Annotated in this window: 24 protein-coding genes; 16 read left to right on the top strand and 8 right to left on the bottom strand. The window is 42.2% G+C overall.

The annotated features are described in order from the left end of the window. The 14 genes from murJ to H6F77_RS04670 all read left to right on the top strand — a co-directional run bounded on the left by murJ (window position 1) and on the right by H6F77_RS04670 (window position 15,896). A complete protein-coding gene (murJ, locus tag H6F77_RS04735; RefSeq protein ID WP_190485888.1) occupies window positions 1-1,359 on the top strand; it encodes a murein biosynthesis integral membrane protein MurJ in 1,359 nt (452 codons plus the stop codon). Between the two features lies 1 nt (window position 1,360). Then, window positions 1,361-2,233, top strand: a complete 873-nt coding sequence (locus H6F77_RS04730; protein ID WP_190485887.1) for an FkbM family methyltransferase — start codon at window positions 1,361-1,363, stop codon at window positions 2,231-2,233. Beyond that, window positions 2,230-2,958, top strand: a complete 729-nt coding sequence (locus H6F77_RS04725) for a methyltransferase domain-containing protein (protein WP_190485885.1) — start codon at window positions 2,230-2,232, stop codon at window positions 2,956-2,958. Before H6F77_RS04730 ends, H6F77_RS04725 begins: the two co-directional genes overlap by 4 nt. Beyond that, on the top strand, window positions 2,955-4,070 hold the full coding sequence (locus tag H6F77_RS04720) for a glycosyltransferase family 4 protein (RefSeq protein WP_190485883.1): 1,116 nt from the start codon (window positions 2,955-2,957) through the stop codon (window positions 4,068-4,070). The genes H6F77_RS04725 and H6F77_RS04720 overlap by 4 nt, the downstream gene beginning before the upstream one ends. Next, a complete protein-coding gene (locus H6F77_RS04715) occupies window positions 4,067-4,894 on the top strand; it encodes a class I SAM-dependent methyltransferase (RefSeq protein ID WP_190485881.1) in 828 nt (275 codons plus the stop codon). Before H6F77_RS04720 ends, H6F77_RS04715 begins: the two co-directional genes overlap by 4 nt. Beyond that, a complete protein-coding gene (locus H6F77_RS04710; protein ID WP_190485879.1) occupies window positions 4,891-6,033 on the top strand; it encodes a glycosyltransferase in 1,143 nt (380 codons plus the stop codon). Before H6F77_RS04715 ends, H6F77_RS04710 begins: the two co-directional genes overlap by 4 nt. An 86-nt stretch (window positions 6,034-6,119) precedes the next feature. Further along, a complete protein-coding gene (locus H6F77_RS04705) occupies window positions 6,120-7,325 on the top strand; it encodes a hypothetical protein (RefSeq protein ID WP_190485877.1) in 1,206 nt (401 codons plus the stop codon). Further along, on the top strand, window positions 7,318-8,481 hold the full coding sequence (locus H6F77_RS04700) for a glycosyltransferase family 4 protein (protein WP_190485875.1): 1,164 nt from the start codon (window positions 7,318-7,320) through the stop codon (window positions 8,479-8,481). Before H6F77_RS04705 ends, H6F77_RS04700 begins: the two co-directional genes overlap by 8 nt. Window positions 8,482-8,519: 38 nt before the next feature. Continuing rightward, window positions 8,520-9,503, top strand: a complete 984-nt coding sequence (locus H6F77_RS04695; RefSeq protein ID WP_190485873.1) for a methyltransferase domain-containing protein — start codon at window positions 8,520-8,522, stop codon at window positions 9,501-9,503. A 23-nt stretch (window positions 9,504-9,526) separates the two neighbouring features. Next, the gene (gene asnB, locus H6F77_RS04690) at window positions 9,527-11,506 is read left to right on the top strand and encodes an asparagine synthase (glutamine-hydrolyzing) (RefSeq protein WP_190485871.1); all 1,980 of its coding nucleotides are present in this window, start codon (window positions 9,527-9,529) and stop codon (window positions 11,504-11,506) included. A 71-nt stretch (window positions 11,507-11,577) separates the two neighbouring features. Continuing rightward, window positions 11,578-12,384, top strand: coding sequence for a methyltransferase domain-containing protein (locus H6F77_RS04685; protein ID WP_309228802.1), 807 nt, complete (start codon window positions 11,578-11,580; stop codon window positions 12,382-12,384). 9 nt (window positions 12,385-12,393) lie between these two features. Continuing rightward, the gene (locus H6F77_RS04680) at window positions 12,394-13,167 is read left to right on the top strand and encodes a class I SAM-dependent methyltransferase (protein ID WP_190485867.1); all 774 of its coding nucleotides are present in this window, start codon (window positions 12,394-12,396) and stop codon (window positions 13,165-13,167) included. Window positions 13,168-13,194: 27 nt separating this feature from the next. Further along, a complete protein-coding gene (locus H6F77_RS04675; protein ID WP_242021907.1) occupies window positions 13,195-14,523 on the top strand; it encodes a nucleotide sugar dehydrogenase in 1,329 nt (442 codons plus the stop codon). A 194-nt stretch (window positions 14,524-14,717) separates the two neighbouring features. Beyond that, window positions 14,718-15,896: a glycosyltransferase family 4 protein gene (locus tag H6F77_RS04670; RefSeq protein WP_190485864.1), complete on the top strand. Its 1,179-nt coding sequence runs from the start codon at window positions 14,718-14,720 to the stop codon at window positions 15,894-15,896. A gap of 105 nt (window positions 15,897-16,001) precedes the next feature. Here the strand turns inward: H6F77_RS04670 and H6F77_RS04665 are convergent, their stop codons facing one another. Beyond that, window positions 16,002-16,475, bottom strand: a complete 474-nt coding sequence (locus tag H6F77_RS04665) for a TspO/MBR family protein (RefSeq protein WP_190485862.1) — start codon at window positions 16,473-16,475, stop codon at window positions 16,002-16,004. Between the two features lie 285 nt (window positions 16,476-16,760). Between H6F77_RS04665 and H6F77_RS04660 the strand changes: the two genes are divergently transcribed. Continuing rightward, the gene (locus H6F77_RS04660) at window positions 16,761-17,063 is read left to right on the top strand and encodes an FmdB family zinc ribbon protein (RefSeq protein ID WP_190485860.1); all 303 of its coding nucleotides are present in this window, start codon (window positions 16,761-16,763) and stop codon (window positions 17,061-17,063) included. Window positions 17,064-17,090: 27 nt separating this feature from the next. On the opposite strand, the gene H6F77_RS04655 is transcribed toward H6F77_RS04660, so the two are convergent. Next, a complete protein-coding gene (locus H6F77_RS04655) occupies window positions 17,091-18,095 on the bottom strand; it encodes an SMP-30/gluconolactonase/LRE family protein (RefSeq protein ID WP_190485858.1) in 1,005 nt (334 codons plus the stop codon). On the opposite strand from H6F77_RS04655, the gene H6F77_RS28230 reads away from it, so the two are divergent. After that, window positions 18,088-18,222 (top strand): hypothetical protein, encoded by a 135-nt coding sequence (locus H6F77_RS28230; protein ID WP_255515690.1) that lies wholly within the window; start codon window positions 18,088-18,090, stop codon window positions 18,220-18,222. The genes H6F77_RS04655 and H6F77_RS28230 overlap by 8 nt on opposite strands. Before the next feature lie 127 nt (window positions 18,223-18,349). On the opposite strand, the gene H6F77_RS04650 is transcribed toward H6F77_RS28230, so the two are convergent. The 6 genes from H6F77_RS04650 to sufB all read right to left on the bottom strand — a co-directional run bounded on the left by H6F77_RS04650 (window position 18,350) and on the right by sufB (window position 25,503). Then, window positions 18,350-19,357: a ParA family protein gene (locus tag H6F77_RS04650; protein ID WP_190485856.1), complete on the bottom strand. Its 1,008-nt coding sequence runs from the start codon at window positions 19,355-19,357 to the stop codon at window positions 18,350-18,352. Between the two features lie 324 nt (window positions 19,358-19,681). Further along, complete coding sequence (locus H6F77_RS04645) at window positions 19,682-20,314, bottom strand: Uma2 family endonuclease (RefSeq protein WP_190485854.1); 633 nt, start codon at window positions 20,312-20,314, stop codon at window positions 19,682-19,684. A 63-nt stretch (window positions 20,315-20,377) separates the two neighbouring features. Next, window positions 20,378-21,640: a SufS family cysteine desulfurase gene (locus tag H6F77_RS04640; protein ID WP_190485852.1), complete on the bottom strand. Its 1,263-nt coding sequence runs from the start codon at window positions 21,638-21,640 to the stop codon at window positions 20,378-20,380. Between the two features lie 89 nt (window positions 21,641-21,729). Further along, window positions 21,730-23,115: a Fe-S cluster assembly protein SufD gene (gene sufD, locus H6F77_RS04635; protein WP_190485850.1), complete on the bottom strand. Its 1,386-nt coding sequence runs from the start codon at window positions 23,113-23,115 to the stop codon at window positions 21,730-21,732. Beyond that, window positions 23,112-23,903: a Fe-S cluster assembly ATPase SufC gene (sufC, locus tag H6F77_RS04630; protein ID WP_190485848.1), complete on the bottom strand. Its 792-nt coding sequence runs from the start codon at window positions 23,901-23,903 to the stop codon at window positions 23,112-23,114. Before sufC ends, sufD begins: the two co-directional genes overlap by 4 nt. Window positions 23,904-24,063: 160 nt before the next feature. Then, window positions 24,064-25,503, bottom strand: coding sequence for a Fe-S cluster assembly protein SufB (gene sufB, locus H6F77_RS04625; RefSeq protein ID WP_190485846.1), 1,440 nt, complete (start codon window positions 25,501-25,503; stop codon window positions 24,064-24,066). Between the last annotated feature and the right edge of the window lie 51 nt (window positions 25,504-25,554).

Here is a 25,554-nt window from a genome sequence, read left to right as displayed (position 1 = left end):
ATGAAAAGTTGGCAACTACATAAGTTAGTTAGTCTGTGGAAGCAGCTAACAAACGGCTCAATCAACCGCAAAATTTTTGGTGCAGCGGTTACAGTGGGGCTGTGGACGGCTGTAGTTAAAATGGCAAGTTTTGGGAAGGAATTTATTGTAGCTTGGAGGTTTGGAACTGGGGACGACATAGATGCTTTTTTAATTGCTTTGCTAGTTCCTTCTTTTTTGATCAATGTAGTAGCTGGATCTTTTAATGCAGCTATGATCCCAACATATATTAGGGTGCGGGAACAAGAAGGAAAAGAAGCGGCTCAAAGGTTGTTTTCTGGGGTAATGGTTTGGAGTTTGGGTTTGCTGGCGATCGCCACTTTTTTAATGGTAGTAACTGCTCCGTTTTACCTACCATTAATTGCTAGAGGATTCAGCCCAGAAAAGTTAGATTTAACTTATCGCTTACTCTGGATAATTGCCCCTGTTCTGATGGTGAGCGGAATTCAAGTTATCTGGGGTGCAGTACTGAATGCGGGAGAGCGGTTTGCATTAGCCGCTCTCACGCCGATTATCACTCCCACCTGTAGTGCAATACTTTTACTGACGTGCCGATCTTGGGGTATCTTTGCATTAGCAACTGGGTTAGTCTGCGGTGCCTTATTAGAGATGACACTTTTGGGAATAGCCCTGAAGCGACAAAAAATTTCACTGCTTCCAAAGTGGTATGGGTTTGACGAGCGCCTGCGTCAAGTATCCGGTCAATATGCCCCAATGATTGCTGGGGCTTTTTTTATGAGCAGCACTACTTTGGTAGATCAATCAATGGCGGCGATGTTGTCGCCAGGAAGCGTAGCAGCACTGAACTACGGTAGCAAAGTAATTGCTTTTCCATTAGGTCTAACCAGTACAGCATTAGCTACTGCTATAATTCCCTATTTCGCCAAAATGGTTGCTTGTGACGATTGGGCGGGAGTGCGCGATACATTGAAGCGCTATATATTTTTAGTATTTGCGGTAACAATACCATTAACATTATTTTTTGTCTTTTATTCGGAAACTATTATTCAAGTACTTTTACAAAGGGGATCTTTTACAATCGAAAGTGTCCCTGTTGTAGCTCGCATACAAGCTTTTTATGCTTGCCAGATACCTTTTTATGTAGCGGGAGTTCTAATTGCACATTTAATTCTATCGCTGCGGAAAAGCTATATTTTGTCTTGGGCTGCTGGGTTTAATCTTTTGACTAACATCATACTAAATTATCTGTTTGTTCAATGGTTCGGCCTCCCAGGGATTGCTTTATCTACAACTTGCGTTTACATTCTCTCCCTTTTATTATTAAGTTTATTCCTGCACCATAATTGGCAAAATAAATAAAATGAATTACTTGCTCCTGCAATTGAGAAAAATAACAAAAATAGCATATAAGTATCGCGGGCTTGCTCGTATTGCCGAAGGTATTAGAAAATATTATTCTCACTATCAAAAAAACATTTTAGTTGATGACTTTGATAATAGTCTTGCATTTTACTGTGCGTTAGACGAACACATGGGGAGCCAAATTTTTTGGAAAGGTTTTTACTCAGGAGATCAGCTAAATTTACTGGATCGTATACTTAACCCCGACATGATTTTTCTCGATGTTGGTGCTAATCATGGCGAATTTACTGTGTTTGCTGCAAAGCGCCTAACCGAAGGACACGTAATTGCTTTTGAACCTGTATCAATTTTTTTTGAAAAACTGGAACGTAATGTTAAACAAAATGGCTTTAATAATGTTACTTTGATTAATCAAGGGCTAGGCGACAGTGATACACACATTACTATTTATAGCAGAGATGAACGTTTTGAAGATGGAACTAAAAATGAAGGTTTACACAGTATATATATAACTAAGTCTTGCTCCAGGGCTTTTGAAACTATAAAAATTATTTGCTTAGATGATTTTATTAAATCACATCAAATACCCAAAGTAGATGTTATTAAGTTAGACATTGAAGGTGCAGAACTAGCAGCCCTAAGAGGCGCAAAAGAAACTATCACACGTTTTAGACCAATTATCCTAATTGAAGTGAATGAAGAAACCTGTCAAGCTGCTGGCTATCCTCCGAGAGCTTTACTAGATTATCTCAGTGAAATTGGCTATCGCTTTGACTTAATTATTCGTAATGGTATAACTCGCTCTATAATACCTGATGAGCTAGACAAATTTCAGAATATTATTTGTTTACCACAAATTAAATCTATATGAGCGCACTTGGCGATTTTTATTCTAATATATACAAGAAGTTGTGTGGAGTCCATCCGCATTTGTATTTTTGGCACTTTCAATGGTTGTCAACAAAAGACATATATGCGGATTTAAGACAAATTTTACCAACTGTTAAAGGCGTATTGCTTGATGTTGGCTGCGGGCAACAGCCTTATAAAAATTGGCTTAATTTAGATGAAGTTAAATATATTGGTATTGATATATATCCAGAATCTAAAGCTGATATGTTAATAGTAAATGATGAAACATGGCCTATAGATAGTTGTTCTATTGATATTGTATTGTGTACCCAAGTTTTAGAACATACTGCAACTTTAAGTAAAACTATTGAGGAAATAACTCGCGTCTTAAAACCGGAAGGTTTAGTAATACTTACTGTTCCTTTCATTTATAACCAACATGGTGCCCCTGAAGACTATCGACGATTTTCAATATGGGGAATTAAAAATTTGCTAAGTAAAGAATATAACTTGATTGAAGTTAAGTCACAGGGGGGTATAGGTAGCACAGTCTGCACCCTATTATTAAATTGGATTGAATTAAGCATGAACTCCTACAAAGTGACACGCTTGTTAAAAGGCTTGCTTATGCCTATATGGATAGTTTTTTGTAGTTTGATAAATATAATCGGCTGGCTGTTAGACCAGGTTGATAAAACCCAGTCATTTTATAGCAATGTGTTTTTAGTTGCTCAAAAAAGATGAAATTAGTATTAGTAGCTTCATCTTTAGCCAGTGGAGGGGCAGAGAGGGTTGTAGTTCTGCTTGCTGAAGGTTTTCTAAAAAAAGGTTATGAGGTTACTGTAGTAACAGTTTATGGAATAGAAAGAGATTTTTATAAGCTGCCAGAAAGCGCATCTAGATTAGCGCTGGATATTGCTAAAAATTCGCCAACTTTGCTTCATGCCTTTTGGAATAATCTTTATCGCTTATGGGTATTAAGGCAAAAAATTCAAGCTACTCAGCCTGATGTAGTTATCTCTTTTATGGATCGAATAAATGTAATGACCTTAGTAGCGATCGCTGGTAAGGGATACCCAGTTATTGTTACTGAACACTGCGACCCCAGTATGATATCATGCGGAGTAATTTGGGAAAAATTGCGACGCATCACTTATCCCTACATTGATAGGGTTGTGAGTGTGAGCCAAGGAGTTGATAGTTATTTCGCGTGGTTGCCAAAAAGTAAAAGGGCAGTAATTTATAACCCGTTAGCACCAATAAAAGATGATGAAGACTGGCTTAGTTTACCCAAAGATGCAGATCCAAATAAAAGCTGGATTGTAGCGATGGGACGATTAACATATCAAAAAGGTTTTGATATTTTGCTGTCTGCATTTCATAAAGTAGCTGATAAAGACTGTTACTGGCAGTTGTTAATATTGGGTGAAGGGAATATGCAGCTCGACCTTGAAAAAATGAGAGCGGCATTGGGTTTAACAAATAAAGTTATTTTTCTTGGTTCTATTAATAAACCATTTGCTATTTTGAAGAAGGCGGAGCTATTCGTAATGTCATCGCGTTATGAAGGTTTTGGTAATGTATTGATAGAAGCGATGGCTTGCGGTCTACCTGTAATTTCAACAGATTGTCCTAGCGGGCCAAGGGAGATTATTCGGGATGGTGTGGATGGTATATTAGTACCAAATGGAGATGTAGAAGCGTTAGCCGCAGCAATGGAACGCTTGATGTCTGATGAGGTAGAGCGCCAACGGCTAGCTAATCGTGCGACAGAGGTGACAGAGCGATTTAGCTTGGATAAAGTAATGGGAATGTGGGAAAACTTGGTAGATCAAGTTGTTAAGGAGAAGCCATGACAAGCACTTTTGATCGGGAAGTTAAGCAGGGCGATCGCTTTCAATTTGGCAAAAACTGGCAGCGGTTTTTATCAGTTCTCAATGACGAGCGCATTGCAGAAGCACAAAAGTCGCTCAAGCAGATGCTCCAAGTAGAAGATCTAGAAGGTAAAACCTTTCTTGATATTGGCTCTGGTAGCGGTTTATTTTCTCTTGCGGCTCGTCATTTGGGAGCTAAAGTTCATTCTTTTGATTACGATCCTGATTCAGTAGGTTGTACACAAGAACTCAAACGCCGCTATTTCCCTGATGATAATAATTGGATTATTGAACGAGGTTCAGTTCTAGACGCAGATTACCTAAAGTCTTTAGGTCAGTTTGATATTGTTTATTCTTGGGGTGTGCTTCACCATACTGGAGCTATGTGGCAAGCCCTAGAAAATGTCACTTTGCCTGTTGCAGAGCGGGGTAGGTTGTTTATTGCTATCTACAACGAACAGGGTAGTAAATCTAATCGGTGGCGCCAAATCAAGAAACTTTACTGCTCAGGAATAGCAGGAAAAACTCTAGTTTCTACTGTGTTCATTCCTTATTTTATTTTAGGTGGATTAGCTGTAGATATACTCAAAGCTCGAAATCCCATAGCTCGCTATACCGATTACAAAAAATCTAGGGGTATGTCTAGAGTTTATGATTGGTTTGATTGGTTAGGCGGCTACCCTTTTGAAGTCGCAAAACCAGAAGATATATTTAAGTTTTATCGGGATAAGAATTTTGAGCTAGAAAACCTTATCACTTGTGGCGGGGGTTTAGGCAACAATCAATTTGTCTTTAAAAAGCAATGATTGAGATTGCCTTCCTAATTCGCTCGCTAAATTACGGCGGGGCGGAAAGACAATTAATCACTCTTGTAAAAGCCCTTGACAAGAGAAAATTTAATATAACCGTTTTATACTTTTATTCTGGTGGGGCGTTAGAAAAAGACCTGCAAGATAGCGGAATAAATTTAATTTGTTTAGAAAAGCGCGATCGCTGGGATGTGTTCGGCTTTTTGTTGCGTCTTGTCCGTCATCTAAAGCGCATAAATCCTAATGTATTGCATGGATTTATGGGTACATCAAATTTACTGACTATCTTCCTAAAGATGTTTTTCCCATCAACTAGGATGCTATGGGGAGTTAGAGCATCCAATGTTGATTTAAGCCGCTATGACTGGTTATTTAGTCTTATATTCAAACTAGAGTGCTTATTTTCTCGTTTTGCCGACCTAATTGTTGTCAATTCTTATGCGGGCCAAACTTATCACTTAGCGCATGGTTTCCCCGCTGATAAGATGGTAGTCATTCCCAATGGTATCGATACAGAACGCTTTAAACCAGACAAGGAAGCAAGGGCAAGGGTGCGGGCAGAATTGAATATAGCCGAAGACACGATTTTAATTGGGTTAGTTGGACGGTTAGACCCTCTGAAAGACCATCCTACCTTTCTCAAAGCAGCTGCGCTTCTATGTCAAGAGGTGGAAAATTTACGCTTTGTCTGTGTGGGTAGCGGGCTGGAGAGTTATGCTAATGAGTTGTATAGCTTGTCTCAAGAATTAGGTATCTCTAACAAAGTTATCTGGGCAGGAGCGCGTACCGATATGCCTGCGGTTCATAATAGCCTAGATATTGCTGCTTCTTCTTCTTACACCGAGGGATTTCCGAATGTGATTGGAGAAGCGATGGCGTGCGGTGTCCCGTGTGTTGTGACAGATGTAGGAGATTCCGCCTTGATTGTGGGTGATACTGGGGTGGTTGTACCGCCCAAAGATCCAGAAGCGATCGCGGCGGGTTTAAAGCAGGTAATACTTCAAAAATTGTGCAAGCCAGATTCAACGCCAGATATCCGGCTAAGGATGAGAATTGTTATTGAGTTTAATTGTACAAAGCTAATTGAAAACTATTCTGCTGTTCTAAGTGAAAATGGTACAAAGATGGGTGTCTAATTTATTTAAATTTTAAAATTTATATGGATAATATATTTATTTATACAATATACTTCTTAACGCTAATTTTTGTATTATACAAAACATTGGCAAGCAAAAATAATTTATTATTAATGTTTGGTTTCATTTATTTTATATATTCTTTAGGATTTTTATTTCAATCATTTAGATTCAGATATTTTACTAAATTTGTAGAGGTAATATTTACGCCAGATGACTACATTTTGCTGGTTGTTCTAAACCTAGTATTAGCAGGAATCATTTTGTATGATGATTTTGCTTATTCAGACAAGCAACCTTCTAGTATGTCAAGTATTAGAGTGCAACTTGTATCCTATATATTTATTATATTAGGCATTATTGCCATGACAAATGAATTTTTATTTTATGGGTCTAAAGATTTCATTTTCTCAGATAAAGCTGCTAGGTTTGCAGGTCTTTTCAATACACCGCCCAATCTTTTTTTTATTACTATTAACTATCATTTATTTTTACTGAGCGGTCTAAATGGTCTTGTTTCACTAAATAAAATTAAGTTTGTTAAGTACGTTATTTATTTGTTAATGGCGCTGATTAGTATAATTGGGTTACTTCAAGGCTATAGATACTATGTGGGTATTTTATTTTTATTGGGATTTCTACAGTATCAAAAATTTAAAAAGTTGCCGTTAGCAAAGGTTTTAGTTTTTATAGCTTCTGCTGTGTTTCTAAGCGAGGTATCAAAAAATCTTTTTGCTTATATAAAATTTTATAAATGGGTAGGAAAGTATGGATTTGTGAATTATTTTCTAAATAATTATCAAAAGTCTACTGTATTTTTGCCTCCAGAGATAGCTGCTATAACTGCAAATACATATGCAGGATTTTCCAGCTTTAATGAAATTCATACGGATATATTGGGATATTTTATAAAAATATTGCCTTTTAGTGAAAAGTTTTACGATTTCCAATCATTCGATGATTTTTATCTCCAAAGTGTTAGATTTTATGGGTTAAAGTTAACTCCCGGTCAAGGAACTGCATCTTCATTTTTTCTAGAGAACTATACATCATATTTTTTACCAATGATTTGTGTTGCTGCTGTTGCTTACCTCTGGCGATTGCACCAGTCGCCTATTATACTTATTCTTATAACTCATTTTGTTTTTAACATTATCAGGAATGGTCTTTTAATATCAATAGGAGACTTAAAAATTCCTTTGCTTATCTACTTGCTAATTTCTCTATTCATGCAATTAATTTTTAAAGAAAAGTCTCGCAAATATCCGCTGGATATCAATCCATATGGTTGATGTGGCTGTAAATTCAGGACAAAAAATATCTATTGTTTTTATCATCACGGGTCTTTCGCTTGGCGGGGCTGAAATGATGCTTTACAAAGTGTTATCCCGCCTGGATAGAAAGCAGTTTGATCCGGTTGTAGTTTCTTTGAAGTGTAAAGGAACGTTGGGCGATCGCATCTCAGATCTTAGCATCCCCGTTTACACCATTGGTATGAAACCAGGAGTACCAACATTATCCTCTACCTGGCGCTTAGTTCGCACGGTAAGACAACTCAAACCTGACTTAATCCAAGGCTGGATGTATCACGGGAATTTAGCAGGACAACTAGCTACTATTACTGCTACTAAACCCGTACCTGTAATCTGGAATATTCGCCACTCTCTGAATTCACTTTACTCTGAAAAAGCAGGTACAATAGCTGTCATTAAATTCTTAGCTAAGCTCTCTAATTATCCCGCACAAATTCTTTATAACTCTAAAACTAGCGCAATCCACCATGAAGAGCTTGGCTATAAAGCTGACAAAACTAAAATAATTCCTAATGGCTTTGATACAGATTTATTTGCCCCCTCAACAGCAGCTAGAAGTAGCTTGCGAACTGAACTAGGGATTACCGATAATGAATTTATCATTGGTTTGATGGGACGGTATCACCCCCAGAAAGACCATGCTAATTTTTTGCAAGCCGCTGCAATCCTATTGCAAACTAGCCCAGATATACACTTTGTTCTTGCAGGTACGGCAATAAGTCGAGAGAATACAGCCCTACAGGATGTTATCGAAACATTGGGGATTACAGAGCAAATTCACTTGCTAGGAGAACGCGATGATATGCCTCGCCTGACAGCGGCTTTGGATATAGCTTCATCGTCGTCTTGTTATGGCGAGGCTTTTCCTAATGTAATTGGTGAAGCTATGTCCTGCGGCGTACCTTGTGTCGTCACAGATGTGGGAGACTCAGCCTGGATTGTTGGTGATACAGGGCGAGTTGTACCGGCACGAGATCCTCAAGCACTAGCCCATGCTTGGAAAGATTTAATCGACCGGGGAGCAATGGATAGAGAAATGCTAGGAAAACAGGCACGGGCAAGAATCATCGAATACTTTTCTTTAGGCTCTGTTGTGGCACACTATGAAGCATTGTATAAAAGCCTGCTTTCGTAAAAACTAAGTTAAAACCTTTGCGCTAAGTGCATCTATCAATGCTGCGGAAAAATATAAAAGCTTTATTAAACTATTCTCCTTTGGTCAAGGCAGCTGCATTTGTTGCTGACGATCTTATCTGGAATCTTCGTATTGCAGCTAGAGACTTCGATACAAATTCTGGCTCAACCCATGCGCCGCTTTCCGCACAAGAGTCAAGGCGTTACATAGAAGAAGTTTTTGCAGACTATAAAGTATATGGAAATTTAGACAAATTTTACGGAGTAGCTGCTGAAATAGGGCCTGGAGATAATGCTGGCGTTGCACTGTTGATGAGACGTGATGGATGCAAGCAAGTAGACTTGATAGACCGATACTTTAGCCGTCGTAACCCTGAACAGCAAAGGCAAATTTATGAGGCTATTGCACAAAAATATAAAGTTGATGATTTGCGAAAGCAGGATGTATGGGATGAACGAACATTAGTCGGTATTAATTGGCAAATCGGTCAGCCAGCAGAAGTTTATTTTAGTAAATGCGCGGCAGAGAATGGCGAAATCTACAATTTTATTGTATCTCGCGCTGTTTTAGAACATCTTTACGATCCCCTATATGCTCTGCATAAGATGTTAGCCTGCCTTAAACCAGGCGGAAAGATGTTTCACAAAATTGATTTTCGCGATCATGGGATGTTCGCCCCAATACATCATGAACTAACTTTTCTGGAAATTCCCAGCTATATTTATCCTTTAATGGTACGCAACTCTGGTCGTCCGAACAGGGTTTTAGTACATCGCTACCGAGATGCACTAGAAGAAATGAAGGCTAATAATTTAATTGATTATTCATTGTTAGTCACGAATCTAGTAAGTTGCGGCGATATTATTCCCCACCAAATATTTGAATACATTGATGCAGAAAAGCGACATCAAGCAATAACTTTTGTGGAACAGCATCGGAGAAAATTCGCAGGGGAGTTTCGCAATGTCAACAGTCAAGACCTAGCTATAGCTGGCATTTTTTTAATAGTTACTAAAAAATAAATGAAGTTTAGAGAAATAAAATTGTGTGTGGTATTACAGGTTTTTGGGACACATCCAGACAAAAAAGCGCATTGGAAATGCAGGCGATCGCGCAAAAAATGTCCGATGCCCTACTCCATCGCGGCCCAGATGACGGCGGTGCGTGGGTAGATGCAGTAGCCGGAATTGCGCTAGGTCATCGGCGGCTGGCAATTGTAGACCTCTCCCCACAAGGACATCAGCCGATGGTGTCTGCCAATGGTCGCTACATCATAGTATTCAACGGCGAAATTTATAACTTTTTAGACTTGCGGCGAGAACTCGAACGGCTAGGACATCGGTTTCGCGGTAGTTCCGACACAGAAGTAATGCTGGCTGCTTTTACAGAGTGGGGTTTGCAGCAAGCCGTCCAGCAGTTTAACGGTATGTTTGCTTTTGCTCTTTGGGACTGTCAAGAACGAGTTTTGCACTTGTGCCGAGACAGACTAGGGGAAAAACCCCTATATTACGGCTGGATGGGCAAAACTTTGTTATTCGGTTCCGAATTAAAAGCACTCAAAGCTTATCCCCATTTCCAAGCTGAAATTAACCGCGATGCCTTAGCGCTGTTTCTGCGGCACAACTATATCCCCACACCCTATTCCATCTACCAAGGAATCTACAAATTACCCCCCGCCACAGTCCTAACCTGGAATGGTGGTGAAACTCGTTCTTCTCCAATACCCTATTGGTCTGCCAAGCAAATTGCTGAATCAGGTGTCACCCACCCTTTCGCAGGTTCAGAGTCGGAAGCAGCAGAAAAACTAGAGGCGTTGTTGCAAGAAGCCGTCAAGCTACGAATGGTGGCAGATGTTCCCTTGGGCGCTTTCCTCTCAGGCGGCATCGACTCCTCGACTATCGTAGCCATGATGCAGCGAGTCTCAAGCCAACCCGTGAAAACATTTACTATCGGTTTTTATGAAAACTCTTACAACGAAGCCGCCTATGCCAAAGCTGTAGCCCAACATTTAGGCACAGACCACACAGAATTATATGTGACACCAGAAGAAGCGCTAGCAGTTATCCCCAAGCTACCAACTTTGTACGATGAACCATTCTCCGACTCATCCCAAATTCCTACGTTCCTAGTCTCTCAACTCGCCAGAGGGCAAGTGACTGTTGCGCTTTCCGGCGATGGCGGTGATGAACTCTTTGGTGGCTACAACCGCTACTTCTTGGTTAGCAAGATTTGGCAGCAAATCGGCTGGATACCCAGCACTTTGCGGCAGTTTGCAGGTGATGCATTGACTAGCTTATCTTCTGATAAATGGAACCAAGCTTTTTCTCATGTTGATAGCCTGCTACCAGCGCAACTAAAGCATCCAAACCCAGGCGACAAAATCCACAAGCTAGCTGAAATTTTAGCAATGCCGAACCCTGATGCTATGTACAGGAGTTTTGTTTCCCACTGGAAAAATCCAGAAGTTTTGGTAATAGGTAGCCGCGAACCACCGACAGTATTGACGGATTCTCTTAGGTGGGCGCATTTGCCATCATTTATTCAACGCATGATGTACCTCGATACTGTTAGCTATCTTCCGGACGATATTCTTGTCAAGGTAGATAGGGCTAGTATGGGTGTGGCGTTAGAAGCCCGCGTGCCGCTGTTAGATCATCGCCTTGTCGAGTTTGCCCTGCGCCTGCCACTTTCTATGAAAATCAACAATAGTGGGGGTAAGTGGCTGTTACGAGAAATATTGTGTAAATATGTGCCTCGTAACTTGATCGAGCGTCCTAAAATGGGTTTTGGCGTTCCGATCGATCGCTGGTTGCGCGGTTCTTTGCGAGACTGGGCGGAGGAATTGCTTTGTTCAGATCGATTGCAGCAGGAGGGCTTTTTCAATGCTCAACCCATTCGTCAGAAATGGAAAGAGCATCTTGAGGGTGATGACTCCGATGGGCTGCGTCAACGCAATTGGCAATATTATCTCTGGGATGTGTTAATGTTTCAAGCGTGGCTGGATGAAAGTAAAAAGCCTGCCTAGCGCCGCACATTTTTGTAAGTATGAGTATAACAAGTTACATACCTTGGTGGGGCAAAATTGCGGCAAAGCTAGTGCTGTCTCGATTGCCAATAGATTATGCTCTGTGGAAAAAACTTGCCCTTTTTAAACATGGGTCAATGGAGCAGCCAAGCTATGCGTATGAAGTCTTTAAACAACATTGCGATCGCGTTAAACCTGACGAAGGTTTTGTTAGTTTGGAACTTGGCCCTGGAGACTCGCTTTTTTCTGCAATAATAAGTCGCGCTTTTGGTGGTTCCGAATCTTATCTCATTGATAATGGAGCCTTTGCTATGAAAGATATGCAACCCTATCGACTACTGGCAAAATTTCTAAATGAGAAAGGATTGCTTACGCCTAAAATAGATAGTTGCCAATCCTTAGAAGAAATTCTTAACGCCTGTTCTGCACATTACCTAACACAAGGTTTAGTATCATTGCAATCAATTCCTGATGATTCGGTAGATTTTATTTGGTCGCACGCCGTCCTCGAACATATTAAGCGAAACGAGTTCTTAGATACCATGCAAGAACTACGCCGAATTATTCGTAAAGATGGTGCTTGTTCTCATCAAGTTGATTTAAGAGACCATTTAGGCGGGGCGTTGAATAATCTTAGGTTTTCCGAAGATATTTGGGAATCTAGTTTTATGGCTAATTCAGGATTTTATACTAATAGAATTCAGTATACAGAAATAATAAATATATTTAAAAAAGCCAAATTTAATGTCGAAGTGGTCAAAGTAGCTCGCTGGCCTAGCTTACCAACCCCAAGGTCGAAGCTATCTCAAGAATTTCAATACATTACTGACGAAGAACTATGCATATCGGGATTTTCTGTACTATTAAAACCAATATAGAGCTATTAAATGACGACTATGGATCGGCTTGAGGCTGCAAATGTTAACCATGCGTATTTCGTACACTACATAAAACAAATTCCCGACTGGAAATGTCTTAAAGTTCTGGATTTTGGCTGTGGCAATGGGGAAATACTTAAATTATTGAGGCAAGAGGGAATAGATGCCTATGGAGTTGATGTTTTTTATGAAGGTGCATCATATGAAGCATTGTATAAAACAGAGCTTTTCCAGCAGGGAATTATTAGAAAAATAACTGAAAACGGAGATATTCCGTTTGAAGATGGCTACTTTGATGTAATTATTTCTAATCAGGTTTTTGAACATATCCAAGATAAAGGCTTGGTACTTGACAAGCTTAAAAGAGTTTTGAAGCAAGATGGCTTTATGTATCATCATTTTCCATCAAAAGAAGTAATTCGTGAAGGCCACATTGGAATACCTTGCGTTCACTGGCTACCAAAGGGTAAATTACGTTATATTTACACAGTTATATTAAGAAGTATCGGTCTTGGCTATTTTAAAAATGGATTATCAGTAAGCGAATGGGCTAAAGAAAAGCTAGATTGGGTGGATAAATATTGTTTTTACGAGAAGTATGCAGATTTGCACTCCCTAATAAATAAAGACTATAGCATCGAGCATAGAGAGATAGATTACTGTCGATTTAGAGCGAGGAATAATGCTATATTGAAATTTATCTTGGGGATAAATCTGCTGAAGGGATTTTATGAGTATCTATTTAGGCAGTTAGCATTCATAGCTATCGAATTGAAGAAGTGAAGCATACTGCTAAAGGGGAGTATTTAGATGAGCGATATGCCATCCGACAGGCTAGGCGCTAGTGCATCCACACCGCTAAGCGATCGCATTGCTGTTATCGGTCTTGGTTATGTTGGTCTACCAGTTGCCTTGGCATTTGCTAAAAAATTTCCAGGCACAATTGGCTTTGACACCAATGTAGAGAAAGTCAATACTCTCAAAGGCGGGGTCGATCCATCCCGTCAAATATCGAACGAAAACTTAAAAACCGCCAATCTCTACATTACCGCTGATTCAGCGGAATTGAGCGGAAGAAATTTTTTTGTAGTAGCCGTACCAACGCCAATTGACCGCAACCACAGACCAGATTTGACGTGTTTAATCAAAGCTTCGGAAACGATTGGCAAAGTTTTAAAACCAGGAGCAGTAATAGTATATGAATCTACTGTATATCCGGGAGTAACAGAAGATATTTGTGGGTCAGTCTTAGCAAAAGTATCAGGTTTACAACAGGGAATTGATTTTAAATTGGGTTACTCGCCAGAACGCATAAATCCAGGCGATCGCGTTCACACTCTAGAAAACCTCGTCAAAGTTGTAGCTGGGGAAGATGCGGAAACCCTAGAACGAATTGCTACAGTCTACAGCAGCATAATTGACGCTGGTGTTTATCGTGCCCCCTCAATTAAAATTGCCGAAGCCGCCAAAGTTATTGAGAACACCCAGCGCGACTTAAACATTGCCTTAATGAACGAGTTAGCCTTAATATGCGATCGCCTGGGCATCCGCACAGAGGATGTTTTGGCAACAGCTAGGACAAAATGGAATTTTTTGCCCTTTACGCCAGGACTCGTCGGCGGTCACTGCATTGGCGTCGATCCTTATTACCTAACTACTAAAGCAGAAGAACTTGGCTATCATCCCCAAGTCATCTTAGCTGGTCGCCGCATCAACGACAGCATGGGTACATATTTAGCACAGCGTTTAGTCAAGCTTTTAGTTGAAGCTAATTTGCCCATCAAGGGGTCGCGGATTGGAATTCTAGGGCTAACATTTAAGGAAAACGTACCAGACTTGCGTAATAGCCGAGTACCGGATATTGTGGCAGAATTACGGCAATTTGGTGTTGAGCCGCTGGTACATGACCCCTTAGTAGATCCCCTTGAAGCGCAGCGGGAATACAACATAGATCTTGTACCTTGGCAAGCTTTATCCAACCTCGATGGACTGATAATTGCTGTCAGCCATCAAGTTTATTTAGACATACCACACTCTCAACTGTTCGCTTGTCTGCGCGAGGGAGGAGTATTAATGGATGTTAAATCGGTTTTTGACCCTGCTACATTACCTAAGACTATTCATTATTGGAGCCTTTAGTGTAAGTTTGGAGAGCGTTCGCCATCCTGTAGCTTCCTCAAACTGCTAGCTATTGCCCCGTTTGTCAATATCGCATCTATCTGAAGGGAGATTACTATGTTTATGCGATTTTAGTATCGCTTTTAGCATTGAGTTTAAATATTTCAATAGCTGCAATATAAACTAATTAGTAAACCGCGGTGGAGATAAGTGGTGTGGAAAACAAACATAGCCTCAAAATATTGCTTGTTGCTAATACTGGCTGGTATCTCTACAATTTCCGTCTACCTTTAGCTAGATTCCTCCGCCGTCAGGGAACCGAAGTCGTCTTAGTTTCCCCTTGGGATGCCTACGTTGAAAGACTGCAAGCAGAAGGGTTTCGTTGGATTGAATTGCAACTAAGTCGCCGCAGTGTCAACCCTTTAGTCGAACTCCTGACCATCCTTCACCTAACATTCATTTACCTTCGCGAGAGGCCATCCGCCGTCCATCACTTTACTATTAAGTGCGTTTTGTACGGAACCATTGCCGCAGGTCTAAGCGGGACGAAAGCAGTTGTCAATGCTGTAACGGGTTTGGGCTATATCTTTATCAGCAACGATTTAAAAGCTCGAATTTTGCGACCAGTCATCCGCTTTCTGTATCGGCAGCTATTGACTGCCAAAAGGGTGCGCGTGGTATTTCAAAATATGGATGACCTGCAAGCTTTCGCAAAAGGAAAGCTGATAGTTCCCGACCAAACAGTAGTAATAAAAAGCTCTGGCGTAGACGTGAAGCGCTTCTCACCACGCCCCAGCCATCCAGATGCTATACCCTCTCCAGTCGTCCTGTTCGCTTCTAGGCTGCTAGGCGACAAGGGAGTAATTGAATTCGTTCAAGCTGCCCGCATCCTGAAGACAAAAGGATACTGCGCGACGTTTCAAATAGCTGGTGCGCCAGATCCTGGAAATCCAACAGCGATCTCTGAGACGACTCTAGAACTTTGGCGCAATGAAGGGGCAGTTGACCTTTTGGGACATACAGATAAAATTGAAAACCTTATTGCCCTGTCAACTATTGTCGTACTTCCTTCACACGGAGGAGAAGGCGTTCCTAAAATTTTGATAGAAGCTGGAGCAATGGGGAAGCCACTTGTAGCAACTGATGTTCCCGGCTGTCGAGATGTCGTCAATCATGGAGAAAATGGCTTTTTAGTTCCCGTTAAAAATGCTCGCGTGCTGGCGAATGCTATTGAGATACTTTTGAAAGATATACAACTATGTCAAGCAATGGGAGCCGCCGCAAGAGAGAAAGTGTTGCGAGAGTTTGATGCCCAAGATGTGATTAGAAAAACTGCAAAATTGTACGAATTAATGGGAGTAAAACTAGCAAGCAATATTGCAGCAAATGAGTAATATATTGCGAGTTTGGTGTAAGAAATTGGGGGATTAATGTTTTATATGCAAGCCTCAAATCTGCAAACAGCACGAGGCGATCGCCAATCTAAAATCTGTAATCGATTAAGCATCATCAGGATTAAGGCGCATTATCGCCCAAGTGGTATAAGTGCCAATTGGACTCCAAATGATATAAGGTAATAGCAATAAAGACGCCCAGCCTGAAACTTGCCACACAGCCAGTGCCAGAAGTATGCTTAAAATGGCTCCCGTTCCGCCGACGATAGTGCCAATTTTAAGACTGCGGAGCCTCAACATCAGAGGGTTATAGGCAACTGTAACCACCTCCAAAAGCAGGTAAAAGCCCATAATCCACCACTTTCTCTGGCTTCCTTGGCTTTGTTCCCAGACAATGTAAGCTGACCAAGCACCGCAAATAAAAACGGTTGTCCAGATGAGAGGGATAGCGGGTATAAAGGTTAACCACTTTGGTTTTTGCAGCCGGTTAAACCATTTGACATCATTAGGTGTTATGAAGTTACTAGCTAGGGCGACTAATAAAGTTACGCCCCCAATTACCATCCAAGATCTAATCATTATAGTTATTATGCGATCGCCTGTCGCCAAGCCTTATGGTGCGATTGTGTCAGCTTGAATAGTTAGGCGTAATCAACCATTAGTCTTAACCTTTAACTATTTCGTCTCAGCTTTTAGATAGGTTTTTGCAAATAACACAATTGTATTTTGCACGCTCTTTTCAAAAGCTATTATTTTAATGCTTAATTTAGCTTTTATCCCTTGAATGTTCCGCAAAATTTAGCTAAGTTAAAATATAGATATTTTTAAGAATTCATCTACTACTTTGAGATAGAGATTATTCCCATGCCCTTGTACGATTATTTCTGTCCTAGCAACAACGAGCAGGTTGAAGTTATGCACGGCATGAACCAGCAAGTGACTACTTGGGGTGAGTTGTGCAACTTAGCAAAACGCGATTTGGGCAGCACTCCTGTTGATGCTCCCGTGAAGCGGATGTTAAGCGTGCCAAGACTGATGGTTCCCACATCAGACAACGATTACAAGAGCATGGGATTTAGCAAGTTAGTGAAGCGCGATCGCGGCGTTTATGAAAATGTTACCGCCCAGAATGGAGAGCCGCGCATAGTATCTGGGCCTGATAATTAAGGCTGGGGCGATCGCTACTACACCACCTTAGTTGCTCCCCGTTGTTCCAGGACGCACCCCCGCTACTTTGAGGCGGATGCTGTAGAGGCTGTTGCCAGCAGTGATGTAGAGCGTTTTGTAGTCGCTGTCGCCCCAAGCCAGGTTAGTGGTAGTCTCTGGTACGGCGATCGCCCCCAGAAAATCGCCAGAGGGTGAAAAGATCCACACGCCCCCCGGTCCAGTGCTGTAGACATTACCCTGCAAGTCTACCTTCATACCATCTGGGCGACCTTGTTTGCTGGGGTCTTTTAGTTCGGCAAAGACGCGCCCGTTCGCCAAAGTACCATCCGGCTGTACGTCGAAAACGCGGATGTGGCTTTGGTCCGAATCATCAACATAAAGTTTTTTCTCGTCTGGCGAGAAAGCAATTCCATTGGGGCGCACGAAGTCTTTAACCAACAAAGTCAGCTTACCCTCTTTATCCAGTCGATAGACACCATAAAAGCCCAATTCCTCTTGCTGGCTGCTAATACCGTAGGGTGGGTCGGTGAAGTAGATGCTGTCGTCTGACTTAACTACAAGATCGTTTGGGCTGTTGAGCCGTTTGCCCTCATATCGTTCAATTAACGTGACTAATTTGCCGTCATTTTCCAGGCGCGTGACGCGGCGATCGTCGTGTTGAGCAGTAAGCAGCCGTCCTTGCCGATCTAGAGTATTGCCATTAGCCTTCTTAGAAGGGCGGCGAAATACTTCAGCTTTTTTGTTTGAGGTGAATTTATAGATAGTATCTCCAGCGATATCGCTGAAGAGTAGGAATCCGTCAGGGTTCCACAGTGGCCCTTCTGTAAACTGGAAGCCAGAAGCTAGCTTTTCTAGCTTTGCATCGTCATCGAGGATAGCTTGCAGGTTGTTGTCCATTGTTTTTTGTGCTTGGTCAGTTGTTGCTATTTGGTTGCGCCGGAAGTAGGGCGACTGATTTTCGCCGACGCTAGGAGACGCGACAAATATAGTAAACAACAAGCTGCAAGCAATCCTCAATCTAAGGTTGGTCATCCTAATTTTTCGTGGGTGGCTACCTAAGTTATTTTCTCAGATGCGATCGCTCCTCACTAATGTTGTAGTTGAGGGAGCGATCGCGTTTTTATTTTACCCGCAGATAAATGCAGATTACCGCAGATGAATAAGAGCGATCGCTCTTTATTTTTGTTCTGGGTTGGGGGTGCGATCGCTTCTCACTGAGGTTTTGGTTAATGTCGTTCTATTCATCAGGAACCCTGTGAAAGAACCCAAGCAAGCATTTTTCTTGGTTAGTGAGTATTAATCACGGTAATAAGTCTTTGTGCTATGGGGTCAAAATAAGCAACTGAGTCTCTAGCTCTACTGATGTGTGCCCCATTAAGACCATCTTTTCTTGTACAATCAAACACTGGCTTTTTGGCTTCTAACGAGTACGGAATTAAACTGTGCAGATTAGGGATTTTGCCTAAATTAAAGGTGTTATCATCCCAATGGTACACTTGTTCAAAACGTTCCAAGCAGTCCACTATATTCTGTTGAATAGCCGACTCAATGCGATTGCCGAATATCTGCCAACCCTTAGTCATTCCTTCTTCTGAATCGTTGCGGATATTATGCTGTTGCATCACATAGCCTAGAAATGTAGGACTACCATGCGGCAGGTCTAAAGTTTTGTCGTTCCAGGCATTATTGCATTGCTCCCATCCTTGGCGCCATGCCTCAAGCTTGGAGCCAAGGTTTTCTGTACCTCGAATCGAGAATAGGTCAGGCGCAATCGGAACTATGAAATAATCACTAGCCCCAAGTACAGCGCGATTTAGCGCTCCGAGGTTAGGTCCGAGATCAACCATAACAATATCGGCCTTAATAAGTTCAGCCGCCCAATTTATGTACCGATAGATAGCTGATTGCACTCGTAAATCAGGTTCACTGCCACCTCTTGCACTGTTCCATGTATCACCTAATTTGTCTTCGTAGTTACTCAGAAGTAAATCACCAGGGATAAGGTAAAGTTTTGGATAGTCTGTTGGGTTGATTTGGGATGGCCTTCGTTGGCGAACGTCTCCAATCCCTCGATAAACTTGCTCAATTGCCCGCCAAATACTATTTCCACGCTCACTCCACGCTCGTTCGATAGCGCTCTCAGGCATAGCATAAGCAGTTAGATTGCATTGGCTATCACAATCAACCATTAGTACAGTCTTACCAGAACGCTCAAGAAGGTGCGCTATGTGAAACATATAAGTAGTTTTACCTACTCCACCTTTGTTATTAAAGATACTAATAATGACTGCCATAAAACCTCCAAAATTTATACAAATATACAGCCTGCAAATTCTATTTACGTTTCGTAGCCTAAAACGCCTTATTGTAAGCAGGTAGGGCAAATTAAACTAAACACCACGTTTGCAAGACGGTGAGTAGAGTGGGCATTGCCCACGCCACCAAATCAACCAAAAAGCCCGCAAAAAAACTCGGATAGCTTACTTCAAAGACGCGATGAACGTATCAATTTCTAACCGCGTATTGTAGAAATACAAACTGGCCTGTGCCGCAGACTGAGCCTTCAAGTAACAGTGTAAAAATTGCGTGGAAATGTGTCTGGTCAAATCGCCAACAATCTATGCTATCTTATCCCTCACCCAAGCTCGGAATGATTTCAGCAAAGCAATTTCCCCGATGGTTTTACTTTGCTCAATAAATCCGCTCATTTCACTTACCGATACTAGGGGAAATGCACAGCTTAAATCGCACTCAACATATTGCAGTTCTACCAACTGATAAAATCTCAAAATTCGCCCGTTATATCTCCAAATTTCCGGTACATTTAGCGCTGAATAAATCCCAAATTTATTAACAGAACTGCTGGTAATGTCGATTTCAATTGCTAAGTCAGGCGGCGGATCGGTTGCTAAATCGAGTTCTTGCCTGCTTCTGACTGCTGGTTCGTTTTGGATATAGTAGCAATTATCTGGTTCTATTCCTCTATTTGCTGCTCGTCGCTTCAGAGTCATAGAACCAGCACTTTTAATCTCAATTTCTAGTTCTTCAGCTAATGCGAATATGAAACGATCGAACTGAATCTTAGGATTTTCATGTTCGTAGAGGGGAGACATAATTTCTAAAGTGCCATTATCGTAAGCAAATCGAGATTTTCTATCCTCCCCTGTATCTTTCAGCAAAGCTTCAAAAGTTTCCCAGCTAATATTATCTAGCACGGTTCTCTGTTCGGCTGGAGTTGAGGTGGTAATCATTATACAATTTGCTCAATTTTTAATATTTTGTATGGGTAAGGTGGGCATTGCCCACCCTACTTATTAACCAAAGATACCGCCAAAGAATTCGATGGCTTCTTTCAAAGTGGCGATGAAGACATCAATTTCTTCGCGGGTATTGTAGAAATACAAACTCGCTCTTGCAGTAGATTGAGCTTTTAAATAACGGTGTAAAGGTTGAGTGCAGTGATGTCCGGCGCGGATGGCAATTCCAGATTGGTCTAAAATTGTAGACAAGTCGTGAGGGTGGACATCCCCAGCAGTAAAAGCCGCTAATGCGGCTCTACCTTCGCCATTACTATCAGGTTGTGGCCCGTAGAGTTTGATTTCAGGAATTTGCTGCAATTGTTCCCACAGATGGCCTGTTAATTCGGCTTCGTAGGCGTGGATTTTGTCCATGCCAATTGCTGTTAGGTAATCTACTGCTGCACCGAGGGCGATCGCTTCCCCAATTGATGGCGTTCCCGCTTCAAATTTATGGGGCAAATCGGCATAGGTTGCACGATCTAAAAACACATCGGCAATCATTTCGCCACCGCCCAAAAATGGAGGCATCGACCGCAGCAAATCTAACTTACCATAAAGGAAGCCAATCCCCGTCGGACCGCACATTTTGTGGCTAGAAGCTACTAGCCAATCGCAGTCCATCGCTTGCACATCTAACGTCATGTGGGGCGCACTTTGGCAAGCGTCTATTAAGACTTTAGCACCGTAGTGGTGAGCGATCGCGCAAATTTCTTTAACTGGATTAATACATCCCAAAGTATTAGAAACGTGAACCGTACTAACCAGTTTTGTTTTATCTGAAATCAGAGTCTTAAATTGTTCTAAATCAAAAGCTCCGTCTGGTGTAAGTTCAACAAACTTCAGCACCGCGCCAGTTTTTTGCGCCACAAACTGCCAGGGAATTAAGTTGCTGTGGTGTTCCATTACAGAGAGGATTATTTCCTCACCCCGCTGCAAATGGTTCATGCCCCAACTGTAGGCGACTAAGTTAATCGCTTCGCTGGCATTTCGAGTATAAATAATTTCTTGGCGCGAAGCTGCATTCACAAAAGCAGCAATTTTATCCCTCGCACCTTCGTAAGCATCTGTAGCTTTGGCGCTGAGAGTATGAACTCCTCTATGTACGTTGGAATTATACTTTTCGTAATAATCCCGAATGCTGTTTAATACCGCTAGAGGTTTTTGAGATGTTGCGGCATTATCCAAATAAACTAGGGGTTTGCCGTTGACTTCCTGGTGCAAAATTGGGAAGTCTGCACGGACTTTATCGGCTAGCGTTCTTTCTTTGGTAATAGTCATACAAATTTGCTGATGGTTGATTTTTCATTGTTCATGGTTCATAGTCCATTGTTCATTGCTATGTACGATGAACTATTAACCATGAATGATTATTCGATTGTTCTACAAGCCACGCATCGAGAAAGGCTTTTTTGCAGAGATTCGACAGGAATCTGGTTGATAATTTCTATGGCAAAAGCGTCAATCAGCAAGTTATGGGCGCTAGCTTTATCTAAGCCGCGACTTTGCAGATAAAAGACTTCCTCATCATCTAACTGACTAACCGTTGCACCGTGACTGCATTTGACGTTATCGGCAATAATTTCTAGTTGGGGTTTGGTATCGACTCTGGCTTTGGGCGATAACAGCAAAGTACGATTTAATTGCCCAGCATCTGTCAATTGTGCTGCTTTAGCAACAAAGACTCTACCGTTAAAAACAGCATGAGCGCGATCGCTCACAATATTTTTCTGCACCTGGCGCGTAATACTGTGAGGATAGGTAAGCGCGATCGCGCTGTGAAGATCGCCCACTTGTTCGCCTGCAATCATCGTCAAACCATTAAGCGTTGTTTCTGTTTGTTCGCCCAACTGGGACACTTCTAAATTATGGCGCGATATTTTCCCGCCCAAACTAACAGAAGTACACGTATAACGACTGTGGCGCGATTGCGCGATCGCAGTCTTGCCAATATGAAACGCCGCGCCACTATCTCGTTGAACCCGGTTGTGGTGAATCTGCGCGTTTTCTTCCGCCCAAACTTCTGTAACGCTGTTGATTAAATACGGATGAGTCTTATCCGCACACCAATCGCCAACTGGCAAATAATCTTCTATCAAAGTTACTTGCGAGTTAGTTTCAGCAACTACCAAACAGCGTTGTTGAGAAACACTCGGCGCATCGCTAAAAGTAGACAGAAACAGCAGGTGAATTGGTGTCTCAACTACAACATTCTTCGACACCCACACTATAGCCGCATCTGTTAAACCCGCCGTATTGAGCGCGGTGAACACATCATCTGCGCCTTCTTGTTGAGCGAGATAATTGCCAATGCGAGTGCGATAAACTATGGGCAATTGAGCTAAATTACCGACAAAAATGCCATCCGGCAAATTAGCAACTGATGACAGCGCGGGTGCATAAACCCCATTCACAAATACTAAACGGCTATTAGCTGCTTCTGCTAAAGCCAACCCTTCAATTGCTGACGCTGGCAAATCAACAGGTTTAGCAGCTTGGAAAGACAACTGCAACAGAGGCGAGATGTCAGTAAAACGCCATTCCTCATCCCGCGTTGTGGGGAACTTGAAATTAGGTATCCAAGCAGAAGCGCGATCGCGCAACTCTTTCAACCAGCTAAGAATTTCTGGTTCAATTATCTGTAAAGGTACACTCTGAGACTGCGTTAACAACTCAGTCAACTTCGCATCTCTATTACTCGCAGCAGGCTTTAAGCCAATTTCCTCTGGACTGGGAATAGAACGTACTTGGCTCATATTGCACCCACCTCAGCCGCTTCTTCTTCCCGCACCCACTCATAACCGTGTGCTTCTAATTCCAGCGCCAATTCCTTACCACCAGTCGTGACAATCTGCCCAGCTTCCATAACATGAACGTAGTCTGGAACGATGTAATCTAACAACCGCTGATAGTGAGTAATCAACAAAGTTGCATTGTCAGGCTTTGCCAACTGATTAACGCCACCAGAAACAATCTTCAAAGCGTCAATATCCAACCCCGAATCAGTCTCATCCAAAATTGCTAACTTAGGTTCTAGTAGCGCCATTTGCAGAATTTCATTCCGCTTCTTCTCACCACCAGAAAAACCTTCATTCACGCTGCGGCTGAGAAAAGCAGGATTCATCTTTACCACGTCCAGCTTTTCTCGCACCAACTCGTCAAAATCAAAAACATCCAATTCCTCTAATCCCTGACTCTTGCGGCGGGAATTATAGGCAACGCGCAAAAAATCTAAATTGCTGACACCCGGAATTTCTAGAGGATATTGGAAAGCCAAAAATACCCCAGCCTTAGAACGTTCTTCTGGTTCCAATTCCAGGAGATTTTGCCCCCGAAAAACAATCTCGCCGCCAGTAACTTTATAGGCGGGATGTCCAGCTAAAACCTTAGAAAACGTACTCTTTCCAGAGCCGTTTGGCCCCATGATAGCGTGAATTTCTCCCGCCTTAACTTCCAAATTCAAACCCTTAAGGATCTGATTTCCATCAACATCCGCCGTGAGATCGCGAACTGATAGGATGACCTCACTATTCTCAATAATCATCTTTCTCCTCTTGTATTCCTTTGCGCCCTTTGCGTTCCCTCGTTCCCAGGTTCTACCTGGGAATGCTATTAGGGAGGCTCTGCCTCCAGATATCCAGATATGAGGCAGAGCCTCACAGTCTGCGTTCCCAGCCGGAGACTGGGAACGAGAATTATGAGAGTTAACCCACGCTTCCTTCTAACTTCAGACTCAGCAATCTATCAGCTTCAACAGCAAACTCCATCGGTAGCTGATTAAACACATCCTTACAGAAGCCACTAATCATCATCGAGATAGCATCTTCTGCGGAAATGCCGCGCTGAGAAAAATAGAATAACTGTTCTTCCCCAATTTTGGAAGTAGAAGCTTCGTGTTCTACTTTTCCAGTGTTATTCTGCACTTGAATATATGGGAAAGTATTCGCTTGGGCATTGTCTCCAATCAGCATCGAGTCGCACTGGGAATAATTCCTAGCACCCTTGGCTTGGGGGCCGATTTTCACCAAACCGCGATAGCTATTTTGAGATTTACCAGCAGAAATTCCCTTAGAAATAATCGTGCTGCGGGTGTTTTTGCCGATATGCACCATCTTGGTTCCGGTGTCGGCTTGCTGATAGTGGTTGGTGAGGGCAACTGAGTAGAATTCACCTACTGAGTTATCGCCTACTAAAACGCAACTTGGGTATTTCCAGGTAATAGCTGAACCTGTTTCTACTTGCGTCCAAGAAATCTTAGAATTTACACCTTGGCACAAGCCGCGCTTGGTGACAAAATTGTAAATTCCGCCTTTGCCGTTTTCGTCTCCGGCGTACCAGTTTTGTACCGTCGAATATTTGATTTCGGCGTTGTCTAGTGCGACTAATTCCACAACTGCTGCGTGCAGTTGGTTGGTGTCGTACATAGGCGCGGTGCAGCCTTCTAAATAGCTGACTGAACTGCCTTCTTCTGCGATAATTAAGGTGCGCTCAAATTGTCCCGTATCTCCGCTATTAATGCGGAAATATGTAGATAGTTCCATCGGGCATTTTGTGCCTTTGGGAATGTAGACAAAGGAACCATCGCTGAATACGGCTGAGTTGAGGGCAGCAAAATAGTTATCGGCTACTGGGACAACGCTGCCGAGGTATTTTTTAACTAACTCTGGATGTTCGCGCAATGCTTCGGAAATTGAACAGAAAATTACGCCTTTTTCTGCTAACTTATCTTTGAATGTGGTGGCGACTGAAACGCTATCAAAAATTGCGTCTACTGCGACGTTGGTGAGGCGCTTCTGTTCGGAAAGGGAAATTCCTAACTTCTCAAAAGTTTCTAACAGGGTTGGATCTACTTCTTCCAAGCTGTTTAGCTGTTTGGGCTTTTGCTTGGGCGCGGAGTAGTAGATCATGTCCTGGTAGTCAATGGCGGGATACTTGACATGAGGCCAGGTTGGCTCTTTCATTTTCTGCCATTGACGGTAGGCTTTGAGGCGAAATTCCAACATGAACTCCGGTTCTTCTTTCTTGGCGGAGATCAGGCGGATAACGTCCTCGTCGAGTCCACGAGGAATTATATCTGCCTCAATGTCGGTGATGAAGCCGTACTTATAGGGCTGATTTACTAAGGTTTTAACGCTGGCGCTCATTGATTCGCGTGTTCTCTCGTGTTGTGGACTAATCTCTCAGGATGGCAGGCG

Source organism: Microcoleus sp. FACHB-831, assembly GCF_014695585.1.
Classification (GTDB): domain Bacteria; phylum Cyanobacteriota; class Cyanobacteriia; order Cyanobacteriales; family FACHB-T130; genus FACHB-831.
Note: the sequence above shows the minus strand (reverse complement) of the source record. Positions and strands in the feature narration are given on the sequence as shown.